This is a genomic window from Brevibacillus sp. BD137 (genome assembly GCF_041644655.1).
GTDB lineage: Bacteria > Bacillota > Bacilli > Brevibacillales > Brevibacillaceae > Brevibacillus > Brevibacillus brevis_D.
Genome location: NZ_JAOTNO010000002.1, coordinates 498389 through 515104, shown reverse-complemented (window position 1 = coordinate 515104; position 16716 = coordinate 498389). Strand labels below are relative to the sequence as shown.

Sequence of the window (16716 nt, the reverse complement as noted above, 5' to 3'; positions counted from 1 at the left end):
GTGTAAACCCAGAAAAGGGATAGTAGTGTCTGCTATCCTACACAATTAGCAAGCGGACTAAATGATTCTCATTTTAAAGATTCAGACCACTTTAAGCCTAATTGAAATACTGATGTGGTATAATCTACCTAATCAGGAGGTCATAAAGACATGTCAATTAAGTTGAAACGGAGTTTACTGCTTAGCGTGGTAATAATTATTTGCTTGGCAACCTGGACTATAGTGCTACAAAGTATGACAGAATTTAAGGTGGTATCTAAGTCATCCAAAAATAATAATCATAATCAGAATGTCGTTAATAAATATAGCGTGAAAACAGAGGCAGAAATAAATCAATCTATTCAAGTAACACCAATTCAAGAGGACCTTTCAGATAGTAATTCTAATTATGGCACAGTTAAAGATCAGGAGATGAATGTTGTAACCAATTCTAATCATAAAGTGCCAAGTCGAGTGGACAAGACAACATTTAATTCTCCTACTCGTTTTCAACCCGAAGTATCAATGAATCTCGATTATGACCAAGTGATTTGGCTTAGAACTGACCCGGGAGCAAATGTCGTAGCGATCTCAGAAGAACAAATGCCTTCAGAAGAAGCACGGCAAGCAAGGAGAGAGTTAGAGGCGTCTAATCTTCAATTTAATGTTCTGCATTTCGCTGGTGCCGCTAGTGACAATGAAGTAGAAAGGCTACGTTTATTTTTGAAAGCTGGGATGGACCCTAATGCGTATATGGAAATGGACAAAGGTTACGAGAGAACAGCACTTGCCTTCTCCGTTGCAGCCGGTCATCTGGATGCATCAAGGTTCCTTTTAGAAAATGGGGCTAATCCGAACATTTTGCCTGGTCAACATTCCATGATGATGTTCGCAGTAGGGCAAAAAAATTATGACATGGTTAGCTTACTACTTGCGCATGGAGCTGACCCTGACTTGAATTATCAGCACTTTAAATCACCACTAATGCGTGCTGTTCAGGACAACCGTTTAGATATTGTACAGCTATTATTGGATTACGGGGCAGATCCGATCCTTGCAACACAGTATGCTACTGAACACCCGACCAAGTTGGGGACCCCAATCGCAGAGGCAAGAATGTTGGGAAATCGTGAAATGATTGCATTACTAGAAGCATACATCCAGAATTAGAACAGCGTTTGTTAGAGCGTAGAAAATTAGGTTCAGGCTATTATTCTAGAAATCATTATCCTGAAAAGGTATAATTTCCTAAGTGTAGTTCTTTTGTTCTCGTACTTTTTACACTTCAAATCTAACAGTCACTGGAGAATATAATAATGAAAAAAGTAGCAGGAATCACTCTTATGGTAGCGTTGCTAGGTTTCAATGCATACCTGTGGCCAACATTGATTAAGGAAGTAAAAGCCGATCAGAAAAACACGAAAAGCGTTACAAAAGCTACGCAAACGACTTCGGCTTCACTTTTGTCAGTTTCGACTCCGGTTATGGATTTAGCCAATCAAGGGACGAGGCCAACCAATGTGTCAGCGTATCCGGTTGAACAACCAGCAGTTCAGGCAACCCCATCCGAGTTGGTAGCAAGCAAGCCTAGCACAAAAGCGAAAAAGCAGTCATCTACAAAGGCCGTACAGACGGCTTCAAACAAACAACCAAAGAAAACGGTCAAAAAGCCTTCCAAACCATCGAGACAATCGGATGGTCCAGACGTTCAGATGTCCTTTACAGTTGAGCCAACTAGGATACATTATGAAGAGACGACCTATACAACGTCGAGCAGTCACGGCGGTGGGTCGTTCAATATGCCGCTCCAATATAATCCGTATACGGGAAAAGTCGAAGACCCATTCAAAATTACTCTAGACAACATATATCCTGATACTCCGACGTTGGACGAACACAAACAGAGACTTGGTATTCCAGTGACTGTTGAACCGTATGTACCTCCTGTAAAAAAGGATCAACAACGACTCGCACCGCAGTCTTATCCAAGATGATAGGATAATGTGGGATCAAATGAGTAGCCTATGATCGGATGCGATTTATATGAGAATATATCCACGTCAAAGAACTAATTGTTATTTTATCGAAGATATAAGCGGGGATTGCTATCTTTCTGTTGAAGATCCTTCACGTGATATGAGTTTAAGACAGTCTCAGAAGAATTCTTAAAAGTAAAAAGCTACTGGGTGGGCACATCGTGACCTTTGGGTCGATAATATTTTATTTGATAATAATCGATTAACTGCAATACTAGATTTTGATCGATTGAAATATGATTATCCTCAACTTGATGTTGCACGGGCAGTTATGTCATGTGCCTTAGATGATTATTTTGACGTTTCCCTGGCTTCAGCATTTATTGAGGGATACAGTGAGGAACGCACCGTTATGGATGGTTACTTAACAAATTCATTGCAGTTGTTGTGGTATATGGAAAGCCCATGGTGGATTAATTCTAACATGGACCAACATAGTGTACCTCCGGCTCGTTTTGCAAAGGAAATGATTTGGCTCGCTAACAATCATAAAAATATGTCCACCCTTTTAGGGAATATCTAGCTAAAGAAAGTGATCATGAATAATGGTTCAATAAACACAACAGTTAGCATTAATAATCTGTTGTGTTTATTTATTATCAAATACCCTACAAGTCTTTAAGGTACAATGATGACACTTCATTTTTGAACAGAATTTCGCCTACCTATGTGGAAATGGTGAGCGTTGCACTCTCGGATTGAGCCTCACCCACATATCTATGGAGTTCTTTGGAAACAACCATGTGGTATTTGTTGTTTTTTCAAGCGGAACCTGATTGTTGTTATTTCCTAGTTTTGTTGATAGATTCACATCTTTGCAGGAAATAAGGCGGTAACTTGTTATTACATCAGTTTCATGTATAATACAATTAATGTATTGTACATATTATGCACAACACACTGGTTGAAGGGAGTAAGTAATTTCTTATGAATAGAGAAGAAGCCTTGAAACTAAGAACAAATATTAAAAATTTTATTAGAATGACTGGAATTCTCGAACCAGAAAGAATTCCAAAAGAACTGTTTGAAAAACCTTTATCGGTTTCCCAAATGATGGCGTTAGAAGAACTAGAGCTCAAGAAATTAACTATTTGGGAATTAGCGAACAAGCTTACATTAGAACAATCATCGGTAAGTAGATTAGTAGACAAGTTGGTAAAAAATGAGCTTATTTGCCGGGAAGTAAATGAAAATAACAGAAGGGAGGTTTATCTACATCTCACAGAAAAAGGTAAAGTAACTGTTGCTTCTTTACGGGAACAATCGATTCATTTTTATCAAGGAATTCTCAATGATTTATCAGAAGCTGAACGGAAAACAGTTGTCAATGGCTTTGAACTCTTAATCGATTCGATATCTAAATCCGCTTCCTTAAAAAGGAATGGAAACTCGTAAGATAAGGAGGCCGTTAATGGGTTTGGATTTTGAAGGGCCAATTATAGAATTAAAAGAAAAAATCGATGAATTACAGAAGTATATGGAAAAAAATGATCTCGATTTATCTTCAGAAATTCATGCATTAAAAGAACGATTAAAAGGAATGCAATCTGAGATTTATACGAATATTTCACCATTTCAACGAGTTCAAATTGCTCGGCTTCGCAACCGACCTACAACATTGGACTATATTCCGTTATTGTTTACAGATTTTATCGAGCTTCATGGCGATCGACGATATGGAGATGATAAAGCAATCATCGGTGGAATTGCGAAATATAAAGGCATGCCTGTTACGATTATTGGTCACCAAAGAGGTAGGAACACAAAGGAAAGCATAGAAAGAAATTTTGGAATGGCACACCCAGAAGGTTATAGAAAAGCTTTACGCCTTATGAAGCAAGCTGAAAAATTTAATCGCCCTATTATTACATTCATTGATACTTCAGGTGCTTATCCAGGAAGAGAATCTGAAGAACGTGGAATTTCTGAGGCAATAGCCTGTAATTTATTTGAAATGGTAACACTTAGAGTACCAATTGTTTGTATTGTAATAGGAGAAGCATCAAGTGGTGGAGCCCTTGGTATTAGTATCGGTAATCATATTCATATGCTAGATAACTCGTGGTACTCAGTTATCTCTCCAGAAGGAGCGGCATCGATATTATGGAAAGATGCTAAGTATGCTCCAAAAGCGGCTGAATACATGAAAATTACAGCAAAAGAATTGAAGGACCTAGGAATTATTGATCAAATCATTCCTGAAGTGAAAGGTGGAGCACAAAATGATATAAAATGGCAGGCGGAAATGGTTGAATCTGTAATCGAAGCATCTCTAAAAGAATTGGTACGATTGTCTCCAGAAGAGCTTACACAACAGCGATATGAAAAGTTTAGAGAGATGGGGAAAACTGGAGTCATTAACGGAATCGATGAGGAATAATAGAGAAGAATGAAAGGAAAGGTAAATGCGCTTTCTGTGGGGTGATAGCCCCGAGTATAGTCTACCGATAACCAAGAAGCTGGTTGTGTTTTATCCAGTCTTCTCATTTTTTGTTAAGCTACTTCGCTCTCGGGATACGATAGCTCAATTAAACCAGGCCAGTAATACTTTATTTTCTCTGAACAGAAGAAACACGGGTGTACAGGGAAGTTACACCAAACAAAGTCCTTCCATAGTAATTTGGGAAGGACTTTTTATTTGTACATTCACCTTGTCCATCTCGAGCTCCATTCTCGCAGGATTCTCAGTTTTGTAAGTTGAATAAACCAATGAGCTCTGCATGATAATCCGCTTTAACAAGCCGTCCTTTCTAGATGGTACCAGTTGAAAAAATAGTATCGGAGGAATGACATGAGAACCATACCACTCGGCACGAGCAAGTTAGAGGTACCTGTCATCGCAATCGGTTGCATGAGAATAGGCTCACTAGACAAGCTGCAAGCGGAGCGCTTCGTACAAACGGCGCTTGAAGAAGGGGCGAACTTCTTCGACCATGCAGATATTTATGGAAAAGGCAGTTGTGAGGAAGTATTTGCAGAAGCGATTCAGATGAGCCCTAGCGTTCGCGAGCGTATCCTGGTGCAATCGAAATGTGGTATTCGGCCCGGCATGTTCGACTTTTCCAAAGAGCATATTTTGAATGCAGTAGATGGCATTCTAAAGCGTCTAAAAACTGAATATTTGGATGTATTGCTGTTGCACCGTCCAGACACGCTTGTCGAACCGGAAGAAGTAGCGGAAGCATTCGATCTTCTGGAAAGCACGGGTAAAGTACGCCACTTTGGTGTTTCCAATCACAATCCGATGCAAATCAAACTGTTACAAAAATATGTGAAGCAACCAATCGTCGCCAACCAGTTGCAGCTCAGCATTATGAACGCGACGATGATCTCGCAAGGCTTCAACGTCAATATGGAAAACAGCTCGGCTGTGAACCGTGATGGCAGTGTACTCGACTTCTGTAGGCTGCATGATATTACCCTTCAGCCTTGGTCGCCATTCCAGTATGGATTTTTCGAGGGGTCTTTTCTTGGGAACGAGAAATTTCCTGAGTTGAACAAGAAAATCGATGAAATTGCAGCTAGATATGAAGTAACCAACACGACAATCGCCATCGCTTGGCTACTACGGCACCCGGCGAACATGCAACCTGTCATTGGCACGACGAATATCGACCGAATGAAAGATTGCTTGAAAGCAGCTCATATTCGTTTGACGCGAGAAGAGTGGTATGACATCTATCGCGCTGCTGGAAATGTGTTGCCTTAACCGATTCCATTTACGAAAATACCTGATCGATCTTGGCTCTGTCATAGTCTAAAATCCAAGGCGAATGGCTTTCATAAATCCCTCTGATTGTTTCAGGAGAAGTGGCTAATAAGTCACAGCCTCGATCGTCATAGATGTGAAAGATAGTATGTTTGCTCATGTTGAGAAAGTAGACCCGATGAAAAATACGTGGTTGTAATCCCATATCTTGACGGCAGATTGCTTTTATCATCGGAACAAATAAAAAGTCCGATGTCTTACACTTCAAGGCGAATCGATGCGTTCGATAGGCATCATTCTCATCGTCTTCTGGAAAAACGTAAGGGATAGTGTGTTGTTGCAGCTTATACAAAAGGGATTTGTTCATCACATACTTGGAAAAGACGTTCAATTTACGCTTAAAAGCTCCACCGTCTCCAAAATCGTCTACATCCACTACGATATAAATGTCATCATTAGGTGCATGCAATTCCTTGAATAAAGCAATCGCTCGCATATATACCCCCCGTAAATAGGGGCAATTTTCATAAACGTTATGGTAATGGTAGTCTACACCTAGTTCAAAACGAATTCCAATATCCCAGCTATAAAATACAGGTGGTCTAAGCATTAACGTTGGAAATGTATGGTGTAAATGCTCGTGAAACGTCATCAACGCACCTCGTTCTACTAGAATGGATTTTACCTATTCTTGTAAAAAATCTTTTTGTTTCCACTCTTTGTATTGAGTAAGGTCATTGCTCACTTGTCGAAACACCAATCCGATGATTGTCGCGTCATCTAGTAAACCAACAACGGGAATAAAATCTGTGATGGCGTCTACGGGTGAAACAAAGTACAAAATCCCGCCAATAATCATCAAGATGGATTTAACCGGGATTGTTCGGTATTTACCACTCGTCCAATCACCGAAAATACTAAAGAGTAGCTGTAAATTCTCCCAAACATCACCGAGCGCTTTTTTATCAGCTTTTTTCATTGCTTTTTTTAGGAGATGAGAAGCTTTTTCTTTATCGTTCAGATATTCCGAGGCTTTTGATTCATAATTTTTAAGAAACCTCTTTTCATGTTTAGCCATAAGGCCCCCTATGTTTCGTTGAAGCCAAAAAGGGCGGGAAAACGCTCATTTTTGGCTTCGGTGTTATTTGAAACCACTTATCGTCATGAGGTGCTGCATGATGGATCTTTCCTAGCGTCTTTTTCTGGTGGTTACACCAAGATGACCTTCCCCGTACGATGACGGTTCTCCGCAAATCGCACGGCCTCTTTTACATCCTGCAAAGCAAATTTTTCTCCAGGTGCAGCTATAAGGAGCTTCCCATTCTGAACGAGCTCGATGACTTTCTCAAACGTTTCGTGCCAGGCAGAAACGGAAACCCGTTGATTCCAGTGGCGCAATAAAAACAATTGTGGGAGAACGCCAAGCTCTTTCGAGATGATCGACCAATCCACCTGCACTCCCGATAAAAGGCCTAACGATAAGAAAATCCCGCCAGCACGTGTAGACCTCGCCAGCTCTAAACCGTCTGGCCCGCCAATGGAATCAATAGACGCATGTGCACCTTGTCCGTTTGTGACACTCATGATGGCATCATAGATAGACTCACGTGAACTATCGATGACATGCCATGCCCCAAGCTGCATCAACTCCTCGGTGTATCTTGCGTTTCGGACAATGGCGATCACCCTAAAACCGAAAAGAGCAGATAGCTGAATAAACAAGCGGCCAATGGCTGAGTTGGCTGCATTGACTAACAAAACCTGCTGAGAAGACAGTTGAAGGGTCTCATTGCAGATGACCCACGCAGTAATGGGGTTGATATACAACCGACTAGCGATATCATCCGGGATCGATTCAGGAACCTCAATGGCTAGCTCGGCTGTCGTTTTGACGTAATCTTGCCACGTACCCTCACCGCGCAAAGGCAGAACACGTTTCCCGATAAGAGAGCGGGGAGCAGAAGGACCTGTATCAACAACGGTACCAACTCCCTCATACCCAGGGATAGCGGGGAGGTTGATGCGATGCTTGTAAGCACCACGAATCGGGATGATGTCAGAAGGGTTAATGGGACGTGCGCTCATTTTCACCAAAATTTCATCTTGCTTCAGCGGTTCAATCAGCCGTTGTTCAACCTTCAATACTTCATCGGGCTCACCAAATTTATCGTAACGTATAACTTGTGCAAACATAGTTGTGTACTCCTAACTTTGTCAGCGATCAGTGACGAAGGAAAGCTCTTCCGTCATTACGTCTGGATCGGATTGTCTTTATCATAGGTATAAAAAATAAACGCCGTCAATCAATAAAAATATCGATTCGGGTTATGGATGAAACAAAGCGACTACAAAAATTACTCCGTACAGCGCGTAATCAAAACCTTTCTAGGAATGCTTTTCAAAATTATACCAATTGTTCGATGGGGAAACAATTTGACTTAAAGTGAGATTGAGAAGAAAAAAAGAGCGCATCTGCGCTCTTTCGGTTCATGCTTTTGCTCGTGGTGCACTTTCAAAGCCCACTTGTTTATGCGTGCCATCACAGAACGGTTTTTTCTCGGATTGACCGCATCGACAGAGCGAAAAAGATGAACCGACTTCATACTTGTCACCTGCTCCATCCAGTAGCTCAACTGCACCAGTAACGCGAATGGATCCATTGTCATTAATCTTGATGGTTACTTTTTCTTGGTCCACATGTCATCCCTCCTTTTTTACTATCTTTACCTACTATGATTTCGGGCAGAAGGGTATGTGGTAAATAATTCTTCTCTACATGGGAAGAGCCTGAAAGCGATTCTTACCGCACAAGGTCAAACCATCCTACACTTTATAAAGAAGCATTTGTAAACGAGTGAGCTTGAAAAAAAGCGGGAGGCCGTCAGCTCCTCACCTGGTTACGGGTGGGAACTGGCGGCCTTTTTAGCGAGCAGAAGGATTAAATCGGCGTAGACCGATCAGCAAGAAAACAAAGAGTAAGACAAGCGGAATCACTACAGTAGATGTGTCACCATGTAAAAGCAGAGTGACTGTAGCACCAAGCATAATGACTGCGAGTGTATAGGCGGCGTAACGCGCATACTTTTTCAGCAATAAACCCAGCCCGCCGAGTACTTCTCCCAAACCGATTACAACTTGGAACCAAGGGGGAAACCCGAATCCTTGGAAAGCGAGTGTGGCCTCTGGATGACCAATCAGCTTGTAAATACCAGAGAAAACGAACATCAAGCACAACCCTACAATCATTACCCATTTTGCAAAAGTACGCAGACTTTTCATACTGAAATCCTCCAATCGTTTCGTTGTTGGATTCAGTATAAGCCGTCCATTATGACATCTTTTGTCATATAGCAATGACTGAACGTTCTGCAAAGGATCGTCTATCATCAGGTTCCTACTTTAAAAGTGTCTGCTCACATCACTTATATTTTTCAGCGTACTCGGCGTAGTTTACTACTTCGATGACACTCGACCAACGAAGAACGGTTCCTACAAATCGTTTAATGTCTAAACCTTGCATGTCGTATGATTCGGCGGTATTTGTTGTTCCAGTTGCGTCCTTAATGAACGTCACCTTATATCCGCGATCATAGGCAGCGATGGCCGTAAACATACAACAAAATTCCGTCTCAAAACCGATCATAAAAAGATGATTGACCCCTAACTTTTCTAAAGTTTGTGTGAGCTCCGTTTGGAAGAAAGAACTAGGGGTTTGCTTCTCGATCAAGTAGTCGGAATAGTCTTTAAATGGAGGGTGTATTTCAGAACCGATAGAGCTTCTATTCAGTGGACTTTCTTCTGCAGCATCGATATGTCTGATAAAAATGATAGGACGATTGCGCTCTTTAAAATCCTTGATTACTTGTTCCATCAAAATAAGTTCCTCTTTGTAATCCCCACCATTCACAATTCCGTTTTGCACATCAATAACTAAGAGTGCGTTCATTGCTTCACCTTCCTTCTATCATGTAGATAGATCATTCGGTGGGAAAGCGTGTGCTTCCTGCAAAGTAAATACTGAGCGTTTCCATTTCTTATGCATTCATACTTGTGGCTTTCATTTTTGTGACGGGATGTGGTTCAACCAATTCAAGTACTTCATCCGTGTTTTCCACGTTAGAAACACAAGGCTCTTCTTCCACGAGTGAAGGTAAAGAAGTACTCGCAGAATCAGAAAATAATGTGCACCAGTTCGCCTTCACGGCCTCGACTAGTACAGTTCGAGGCTTTTTGTATGCAGTTTAGCCTTCTGTTTTTGATATGATAGAAAGGTCTAGTTTGTACGAATACTTGATCAGTAAAGATTTCTGGAGGTTGCCATGCGCTATCAAGTCATATTATTCGATGTAGATGATACACTTCTTGACTTCAAAACGACAGAAGAAAATGCTTTGCAAAAGACGTTTTCCCAGTTTGGACTTGCTACGGGATCTTCTGATTATGGAGCGACTTACAAAGAGATCAGTAAAGGATTGTGGGAGGATTTAGAAAAGGGGCGGATCACTCTAGCAGAGCTGGGCGTAGAGAGATTTCGGAGACTTTTCAAAGCTGTTCAGCTAGACGTCGATGCAGAGGCGTTTGGCAGTGCCTATCTCGAATCCTTGGGCAAAGAAGTGCATTTGGTACCGGGAGCGGTTGAATTATGCAACAGTTTGGAGGGTTGTCGTTTGGCAATCATTACGAATGGGTTCGCCTCTGTGCAAACAGCAAGAATTGCCGCTTCACCGCTTTGCAACTCTTTTGAGCATCTGATTATTTCCGAAGAGGTCGGCTACAAAAAGCCCGATCGGGAAATTTTTGACTACGCGTTTTCCAAATTGCAATGGACGGAGAAGGCGAACGTATTGATGGTGGGAGATTCCCTGACCTCTGACATACAAGGGGGGGCCCAATACGGGATTGATACGTGCTGGTTCAATCCTCAGGGCAAGGAAAATCAGACGAGCATTCAGCCGACGTACGAAATCAGAGAACTGAGCGAGCTTCAAGAAATTGTGCGGAAGGGTATCGTGAATTTGTAGGATCTTTCCTGTATGATGAGAAGGTATTGATCTACAGGTAAATCTAGAATCTAGTGATTGGAGCCCTATAGATATGTATCAGAATTTGGAAGAGTGCATCCTTGATTTGGAAAGGCACGGACATTTGGTCCGTATTCGGGAAGAAGTAGATCCCTACTTAGAAATGGCCGCGATTCACTTGAAGGTCTACGAAGCGGGCGGACCAGCATTGCTGTTTGAAAATGTAAAAGGCTCAAAATTTCGCGCGGTATCCAATCTATTTGGCACAATCGAGCGCAGCAAGTTTATTTTCAGAAGCACCTGGCAAGCCGCTGAAAATATCATCGCTATGCGCAATGATCCGATGAAAGCGCTAAAGCAGCCATTTAAAAATATCGAGAACGGCTTTGCTGCTCTGAAAGCATTGCCTGCAAAAAAATCCACTAGCATGCCAGTAACTGCACAGGAAATCAGCATAACGGACCTTCCACTTATCCAAAGCTGGCCGATGGATGGCGGAGCTTTTGTCACGCTGCCCCAAATTTATTCGGAAGATCCGGACAAGCCTGGAATCATGAATTCCAATTTGGGTATGTACCGTGTGCAGCTGACTGGTAATGAGTATGAAGTAAACAAAGAAATTGGCTTGCACTATCAAATCCATCGTGGAATCGGTGTCCACCAAGCTAAAGCGACCAAAATGGGGATGCCGCTGAAAGTAAGCTGTTTCGTTGGCGGGCCGCCTGCCCATACTTTATCGGCTGTAATGCCGCTGCCAGAAGGCTTGAGCGAAATTACTTTTGCAGGTTTGCTCTCTGGGCGCCGTTTTCACTACAGCTATATCGATGGTTACTGCATAAGTAATGATGCGGATTTTGTCATCATAGGAGATATTTATCCTGGAGATACGAAACCAGAAGGACCGTTCGGTGACCATCTGGGTTATTACAGTCTGATCCATCCATTCCCTGTGATGAAGATAAAGAAAGTGTACGCCAAGCCGAATGCCATCTGGCCATTCACGGTTGTAGGCCGTCCGCCACAAGAAGATACATCGTTTGGTCAGTTGATTCACGAGTTAACGGGCGATGCGATCAAACAAGAAATCCCGGGTGTAAAAGAAGTCCACGCAGTAGATGCGGCCGGTGTACATCCTCTGTTGTTTGCCATCGGAAGCGAGCGCTATACGCCATATCAACAAGTCAAACAACCGACGGAGATGCTCACCATTGCCAACCGTATTTTAGGGACGGGTCAATTGAGCTTAGCCAAGTATTTATTCATTACCGCAGAAGAAAACCGACCATTGACGACGCATGATGAAGTTGATTTTATGACCTATATTTTGGAAAGAATCGATCTGCATCGCGATGTTCATTTTTATACGAACACGACCATTGATACGCTGGATTATTCGGGAACGGGCTTAAACAGCGGCAGTAAGGTTGTCCTCGCAGCTTACGGCGATCAAAAACGAGAGCTGTGCAAAGAGGTGCCGGATGAGCTGAAGGATTTGCGAGAGTTTGAGAATGCCCGCCTGATTATGCCAGGTGTGGTGTCGATCCAGGGTCCTGCTTTTACAGATTATGCAAACGCCCAGCAGCAATTACAGAATCTGTGTGACGCGATTCAAGCAAGAGGACCGATCCCGTCTTGCCCGATGATTATCCTTTGTGACGACAGTACCTTTATGAGCGCGTCGCTACAAAACTTCCTGTGGGCAACCTTCACACGAAGCAATCCATCCCACGACATTTATGGCGTGAACAGCTACTACGAGAACAAGCATTGGGGCTGCGATAATTTGATTATTGATGCCCGTACCAAGCCACATCAAGCACCGCCATTGGTACCAGATCCAACTGTCGAGAAAAATATCGAACGACTGTTTGTTAAAGGTGCGAGCTTGGGAGGAATCCTGTAAGCTTCGCCTAAAAGTAGAGGTCCGTAACCTTTCGTTGCGGACCTTTTTATGTGAGCTTCCATCAGCCCAAAAGCCTATCAAGCGACCGGAATGGAAGATTGCTGTCGAATCGAACTGATAATTGCAAAAATTGCACGATTGATGGGGAAAGGAATCGTTCTTTACCACCGAGAAAGCGTTTTCTATAATGAATCTCAAGCAAGGACACAGCTTTTTATGGAAAGGAGAAAGGAATGGTCTTTTTAACCACACGTTCCCATGCATTACTGAAGGTGATACTCGACAGCTACTATCCGCTGAAAATTAAGGACGTCGCGCGCGATTTCCAGGTAAGCGAACGCACCGTCAAGTACGATCTGGATAACGTCAGGCAATGGCTAAAGGAACGAAATGTCATCCTCCATTCTCAACCGAATAAAGGGCTGTGGATCACGGAAGAACAAGAGCATCGAAATGCTTTGAAGGAAAATTTGCAAAGGGATGACAGCAAGACGCTCATTTTGCCGCAAAAGGATCGGGTCAAGCATTTTTTGTTCATTCTTCTGCTGTCGGAAGGGTATCAGCGGATGAACGATTTGGCTGACCATATGGGAGTCAGTCGCAATACCGTTGTTGCCGATGTGAAGGACGCGGAAAAGCTGCTCGATGGCTGGCGTCTCGAGCTCGTCACGAAGCAAAGGTATGGTGTGCGCGTAGACGGGAGTGAGCGGCACAAGCGGTATGCCCTCGAAAACTTGATTCACGATCTGTTGGATGGAATCGACATGTATCGGATGGTACAGGGGATGTTTTTAGAAAATGGACAAGAAGCGAGAACGGGTCCGTTATTGGAGAAGTGGCTGATCAGCCGTGCAGAATTAGGGGAGATTATTCACAGCATCAAAGCATGGATGAATGCTGCTGCGGAGACGCTGGCAGACCGAGCACTGATTAGTTTACTGATTCGCTTATGTATTGTCGTTCATCGTGTACAGCGGGGCCAATTGGTCACGGCGGATGATGCCGAGCTGGGAGAAGCGAGGCATTGGAGCGGGTACGAGCTGTTTTCACACGAGGTTCGAGCATTGTGTCAGCGATTGCACGTCGATATTCCCGAACACGAGATCGCGTATGCGTGCCTTCCACTGTTAGGGACCGAACAGGTGCCAAGAGAGGCGCGAGCAGGGAGGATTGTTTTGGACGTTTTCCAGACAACCAAAGAACTGACGGAAGCGGTTAGTAACCGGATGCTGGCACCGTTGCACGAGGATCAGGAGCTGATGAGACTGCTTTTTGCTCACCTGGATGACAGTTTGAACCGTTATCGCCAGGGAGTTCTTTTTGCGAATCCACTGACAGAGGAAATTCGCCGTTCATACGCACGCATGTTTGATGCAGTCAAACGCTCTTGCGAAGAAGTGTTTTGGCAGCGCGGGGTCTATTGGCTCGATGCAGACATTGCTTACTTTGTCTTGCATTTCCAAGCGGGATATGATCGCTGGCTGGAGCAGAAAAAGGCAGATGCGCTCGTCGTTTGCGGAACAGGCAGAGGGACTTCTCGGTTTTTGAAAACGTACCTCGAAAGCGAATTGCGTTCACTTCGGGTCGTAGGCCTGTGTTCCAGCACAGAGGTAGAGAAGTATTTGGCGAGTCGTCGCGTGGATGTCATCATCAGTGTTCTACCGATCAAAGCCGAGGTGCCTGTTGTGATTGTCAGCCCTCTTCCAACCCGCCAAGATATCAACCAGATTCAGAATTGTCTGGAAGCCTTACAAGTGGAGGGAGGAAATCGACAGCAGACTGTGAATGGTCGCAAGGAAGCTTGGTTTCCCACGATGACTACTGATCTCAATCCGTCAGATTTGCCAGTGGTGGAGAGGTTGTCTCAGGATGTCATCTGCAAAGGGTATGAGATCAGTCAAAAAATCGTGACTGCTTTTCGTGAGTACGTAACGGAACAAACGGCAAGCGGACTGACGCTGCACCTGCTGCTGATGGTGAATCGATTAGCTTTTGGCTCACCCTATCAGGAGGAGTGGGAATCGTTGGGTGAGGCAGAATCAAAAGAATGGAAGGCATGGCGTGAAAAGCTGAATCAATTGATGGCTGAGGCAAACCTCCAAGTTCCGTCTAGTGAGGTGACAGCCATTATGCGCTATTTTTCAGGAGAAGGGGCGGTAGAAAGTGAAAGTGGATCTACTCATACGCAACGGACGGGTCATTGATCCTTCCCAGAACCTGAACGGGCACTATGATCTTGCCATTCGGGAAGGGCGAATCGTTGGGTTGTATGAGAAAGGGAAGACAACCAACGATCAAGGGATGTATCTGGAAAGCAAGGAGACGATCGAGGCAGAGGGATATGTGGTGACACCCGGTTTGATCGATCTGCACGCTCACGTTTTTCCGACAAAGACGAGTTTGGGCGTAGCCGCGGATCGGGTCGGGGTCGAACAAGGAGTGACAACCGTAGTAGATGCTGGCAGTGTCGGGCTATGGTCGTTTGATGCTTTTCTTGAAGAAGCAGTGCACCCTTCTGTTACTCGTGTTCTGGCATTTCTGAACATTTCAGGGGATGGCTTGTGCACAGGTGGTGGGGAGCTCGCAGACATGTCGCGGTTAACCCCGAGAGAAGCGGTAGCCCTAATCAGAAAACAGCCGATCGTACGAGGAATAAAAGCCCGCATGAGCGGTTCTGTCGTCAAGCAAAACGGGCTTCAACCCTTACTCGTAGCCAAGGAAGCAGCGAGGGAAGCGGGCGTACCCATGATGGTGCACATCGGAAACGCTCCGCCAAAACTCACGGAAATATTGCCTCTGCTAGACCAAGGAGACGTGGTGACACATGCGTTTCATGGGAAAAAAGGAGGGATGTTCGACGAACGAGGCGAGTTGATTCCAGAGGCTCAAGACGCATTGGAGCGGGGAGTCTTACTGGACATCGGGCACGGCGAAGCGAGCTTTAGCTTCCAAACATTGCGTAATGCGCAGGCCCAGGGTATTACGCCACATGTCATTAGCACGGATGTTCACCAGCGTAACATCGATGGTCCAGTGCACAGCTTGACGCACACACTCACGAAGTTTCTCGCCATGGGCTACGCGCTCGATGAGGTGATAGCGGCGAGTACGTATGCGCCCGCACGAATTCTCGGGCTGGAAAACGAGATCGGGACGTTGAAAGTAGGGGCATGCGCGGACGTATCCATTTTGCAGCTCAAAAAAGAGCGGACAATTTTGACGGACAGTGAACAAGAAACGATGGAGACAATGCAAAGAGTAGTGGCTTATCAAGCGATTACTTCAGGAAAGGTACTGACATGCAAATGATTGATGACATTCTCAAGGAACTGGCTGAGACAAAACGAGAATATATATCTGAAATTTCTGAATGCAAACGAATTCTCCAGAAAATCGAGGAGGAGTTTCGCCTCATGGAGATTCATATACCGCGAGATCGCTGGCTGGCCATCGGTGCTCATGTACTGGCATTTGTGCGTCGGATGACAAACGGTGAAAGGCTACCCGTAATTGAAGCGGAGTTATTCGCTGAAATTCATCCCGATATGGTCATGCTCTCGCACAAAGTCCTCGCGGAAGAAAAGGGTCCGTGGCAGGTAGATGATACAGAAGCGTTTCTATTGGCAGTTCATTTTGAAGCGATCCGTGCCATGCAGATGGGGCCAGCTTAAAACATTGCTGTGAATATAGGGAGGTTTTGCATATGTCTAAAGTAAAAATCGTGATTGGTGATCGTCTCGGAAAAGGACAGAACATCGCAAAAGGAATCGAAGCAGCTGGCGGGACCGCGATCGTCATTCCAGGTGTTGGCGCGGATATGAAGGTAGGGGATGTCATGGTCAGTGAGAGCGCAGACCTCGGGCTGTCCTTTTGCGGTAGTGGTGGGGCTGGGGCACTGACAGCCAAGACCAAGTATGGTTTTCCAGTCGAGTACGGCTTGCGCTCAGTAGATGCTGGGGTTACTGCCTTGCGTAGTGGCAAAAAAGTGATTGGCTTTGGCTTCATGGACACAGAAGAGCTGGGCAGACGCATGGCGGAAGAATACATCAAGCTGGGAGGGAAGTAATC

At 44.3% G+C, this 16716-nt stretch carries 17 protein-coding genes and 1 pseudogene; 12 read left to right on the top strand and 6 right to left on the bottom strand.

Annotation, left to right across the window (positions count from 1 at the left end):
* The first annotated feature begins 150 nt into the window (after positions 1 to 150).
* From ODZ53_RS05790 to ODZ53_RS05765, 6 genes and pseudogenes are all read left to right on the top strand, one after another.
* Entirely contained in the window at positions 151 to 1149 is a 999-nt protein-coding gene (locus tag ODZ53_RS05790; RefSeq protein WP_372676287.1) for an ankyrin repeat domain-containing protein, read from the top strand.
* 146 nt (positions 1150 to 1295) lie between these two features.
* Positions 1296 to 1973 carry a hypothetical protein gene (locus tag ODZ53_RS05785; protein ID WP_372676286.1) on the top strand — a complete coding sequence of 226 codons (678 nt, stop codon included), beginning with the start codon at positions 1296 to 1298 and terminating at the stop codon, positions 1971 to 1973.
* 190 nt (positions 1974 to 2163) lie between these two features.
* Positions 2164 to 2538, top strand: a pseudogene (locus ODZ53_RS05780) (phosphotransferase); the annotation flags it as partial.
* A gap of 404 nt (positions 2539 to 2942) precedes the next feature.
* Complete coding sequence (locus ODZ53_RS05775) at positions 2943 to 3410, top strand: MarR family winged helix-turn-helix transcriptional regulator (RefSeq protein ID WP_372676285.1); 468 nt, start codon at positions 2943 to 2945, stop codon at positions 3408 to 3410.
* Between the two features lie 16 nt (positions 3411 to 3426).
* Positions 3427 to 4395: an acetyl-CoA carboxylase carboxyltransferase subunit alpha gene (locus ODZ53_RS05770; protein WP_372676284.1), complete on the top strand. Its 969-nt coding sequence runs from the start codon at positions 3427 to 3429 to the stop codon at positions 4393 to 4395.
* Between the two features lie 411 nt (positions 4396 to 4806).
* Positions 4807 to 5724 carry an aldo/keto reductase gene (locus ODZ53_RS05765; protein ID WP_372676283.1) on the top strand — a complete coding sequence of 306 codons (918 nt, stop codon included), beginning with the start codon at positions 4807 to 4809 and terminating at the stop codon, positions 5722 to 5724.
* A gap of 10 nt (positions 5725 to 5734) precedes the next feature.
* Here ODZ53_RS05765 and ODZ53_RS05760 read toward each other — a convergent pair whose 3' ends face one another.
* From ODZ53_RS05760 to ODZ53_RS05735, 6 genes are all read right to left on the bottom strand, one after another.
* Positions 5735 to 6376: a DUF3885 domain-containing protein gene (locus ODZ53_RS05760; protein ID WP_372676282.1), complete on the bottom strand. Its 642-nt coding sequence runs from the start codon at positions 6374 to 6376 to the stop codon at positions 5735 to 5737.
* Positions 6377 to 6409: 33 nt separating this feature from the next.
* A complete protein-coding gene (locus ODZ53_RS05755; protein WP_372676281.1) occupies positions 6410 to 6802 on the bottom strand; it encodes a YkvA family protein in 393 nt (130 codons plus the stop codon).
* 131 nt (positions 6803 to 6933) lie between these two features.
* Complete coding sequence (locus ODZ53_RS05750; RefSeq protein WP_372676280.1) at positions 6934 to 7917, bottom strand: zinc-dependent alcohol dehydrogenase family protein; 984 nt, start codon at positions 7915 to 7917, stop codon at positions 6934 to 6936.
* A gap of 294 nt (positions 7918 to 8211) precedes the next feature.
* Complete coding sequence (locus ODZ53_RS05745; protein ID WP_372676279.1) at positions 8212 to 8421, bottom strand: CDGSH iron-sulfur domain-containing protein; 210 nt, start codon at positions 8419 to 8421, stop codon at positions 8212 to 8214.
* Between the two features lie 225 nt (positions 8422 to 8646).
* On the bottom strand, positions 8647 to 9003 hold the full coding sequence (locus ODZ53_RS05740) for a DoxX family protein (RefSeq protein ID WP_372676278.1): 357 nt from the start codon (positions 9001 to 9003) through the stop codon (positions 8647 to 8649).
* A 139-nt stretch (positions 9004 to 9142) separates the two neighbouring features.
* Entirely contained in the window at positions 9143 to 9670 is a 528-nt protein-coding gene (locus ODZ53_RS05735) for an isochorismatase family protein (protein WP_372676277.1), read from the bottom strand.
* 373 nt (positions 9671 to 10043) lie between these two features.
* Between ODZ53_RS05735 and ODZ53_RS05730 the strand changes: the two genes are divergently transcribed.
* From ODZ53_RS05730 to ODZ53_RS05705, 6 genes are all read left to right on the top strand, one after another.
* The gene (locus ODZ53_RS05730) at positions 10044 to 10745 is read left to right on the top strand and encodes a YjjG family noncanonical pyrimidine nucleotidase (protein WP_372676276.1); all 702 of its coding nucleotides are present in this window, start codon (positions 10044 to 10046) and stop codon (positions 10743 to 10745) included.
* A gap of 73 nt (positions 10746 to 10818) precedes the next feature.
* Positions 10819 to 12648 (top strand): UbiD family decarboxylase, encoded by a 1830-nt coding sequence (locus ODZ53_RS05725; RefSeq protein WP_372676275.1) that lies wholly within the window; start codon positions 10819 to 10821, stop codon positions 12646 to 12648.
* Positions 12649 to 12881: 233 nt separating this feature from the next.
* Positions 12882 to 14852, top strand: a complete 1971-nt coding sequence (locus ODZ53_RS05720; RefSeq protein ID WP_372676274.1) for a BglG family transcription antiterminator — start codon at positions 12882 to 12884, stop codon at positions 14850 to 14852.
* Positions 14812 to 15957 carry an amidohydrolase/deacetylase family metallohydrolase gene (locus ODZ53_RS05715; protein ID WP_372676273.1) on the top strand — a complete coding sequence of 382 codons (1146 nt, stop codon included), beginning with the start codon at positions 14812 to 14814 and terminating at the stop codon, positions 15955 to 15957. The genes ODZ53_RS05720 and ODZ53_RS05715 overlap by 41 nt, the downstream gene beginning before the upstream one ends.
* On the top strand, positions 15948 to 16319 hold the full coding sequence (locus ODZ53_RS05710) for a hypothetical protein (RefSeq protein ID WP_372676272.1): 372 nt from the start codon (positions 15948 to 15950) through the stop codon (positions 16317 to 16319). The genes ODZ53_RS05715 and ODZ53_RS05710 overlap by 10 nt, the downstream gene beginning before the upstream one ends.
* 32 nt (positions 16320 to 16351) lie before the next feature.
* Positions 16352 to 16714: an SFCGS family glycine-rich protein gene (locus ODZ53_RS05705; RefSeq protein WP_372676271.1), complete on the top strand. Its 363-nt coding sequence runs from the start codon at positions 16352 to 16354 to the stop codon at positions 16712 to 16714.
* Positions 16715 to 16716: the final 2 nt, after the last annotated feature.

Bases quoted from the DNA above. Each gene is read 5' to 3' on its own strand.
- ODZ53_RS05760 (WP_372676282.1), bottom strand. From the start codon at position 6,376: ATGACGTTTCACGAGCATTTACACCATACATTTCCAACGTTAATGCTT.
- ODZ53_RS05720 (WP_372676274.1), top strand. From the start codon at position 12,882: ATGGTCTTTTTAACCACACGTTCCCATGCATTACTGAAGGTGATACTC.
- ODZ53_RS05765 (WP_372676283.1), top strand. From the start codon at position 4,807: ATGAGAACCATACCACTCGGCACGAGCAAGTTAGAGGTACCTGTCATC.
- ODZ53_RS05770 (WP_372676284.1), top strand. From the start codon at position 3,427: ATGGGTTTGGATTTTGAAGGGCCAATTATAGAATTAAAAGAAAAAATC.
- ODZ53_RS05750 (WP_372676280.1), bottom strand. From the start codon at position 7,917: ATGTTTGCACAAGTTATACGTTACGATAAATTTGGTGAGCCCGATGAA.
- ODZ53_RS05790 (WP_372676287.1), top strand. From the start codon at position 151: ATGTCAATTAAGTTGAAACGGAGTTTACTGCTTAGCGTGGTAATAATT.
- ODZ53_RS05755 (WP_372676281.1), bottom strand. From the start codon at position 6,802: ATGGCTAAACATGAAAAGAGGTTTCTTAAAAATTATGAATCAAAAGCC.
- ODZ53_RS05705 (WP_372676271.1), top strand. From the start codon at position 16,352: ATGTCTAAAGTAAAAATCGTGATTGGTGATCGTCTCGGAAAAGGACAG.
- ODZ53_RS05730 (WP_372676276.1), top strand. From the start codon at position 10,044: ATGCGCTATCAAGTCATATTATTCGATGTAGATGATACACTTCTTGAC.
- ODZ53_RS05735 (WP_372676277.1), bottom strand. From the start codon at position 9,670: ATGAACGCACTCTTAGTTATTGATGTGCAAAACGGAATTGTGAATGGT.
- ODZ53_RS05710 (WP_372676272.1), top strand. From the start codon at position 15,948: ATGCAAATGATTGATGACATTCTCAAGGAACTGGCTGAGACAAAACGA.
- ODZ53_RS05740 (WP_372676278.1), bottom strand. From the start codon at position 9,003: ATGAAAAGTCTGCGTACTTTTGCAAAATGGGTAATGATTGTAGGGTTG.
- ODZ53_RS05785 (WP_372676286.1), top strand. From the start codon at position 1,296: ATGAAAAAAGTAGCAGGAATCACTCTTATGGTAGCGTTGCTAGGTTTC.
- ODZ53_RS05775 (WP_372676285.1), top strand. From the start codon at position 2,943: ATGAATAGAGAAGAAGCCTTGAAACTAAGAACAAATATTAAAAATTTT.
- ODZ53_RS05725 (WP_372676275.1), top strand. From the start codon at position 10,819: ATGTATCAGAATTTGGAAGAGTGCATCCTTGATTTGGAAAGGCACGGA.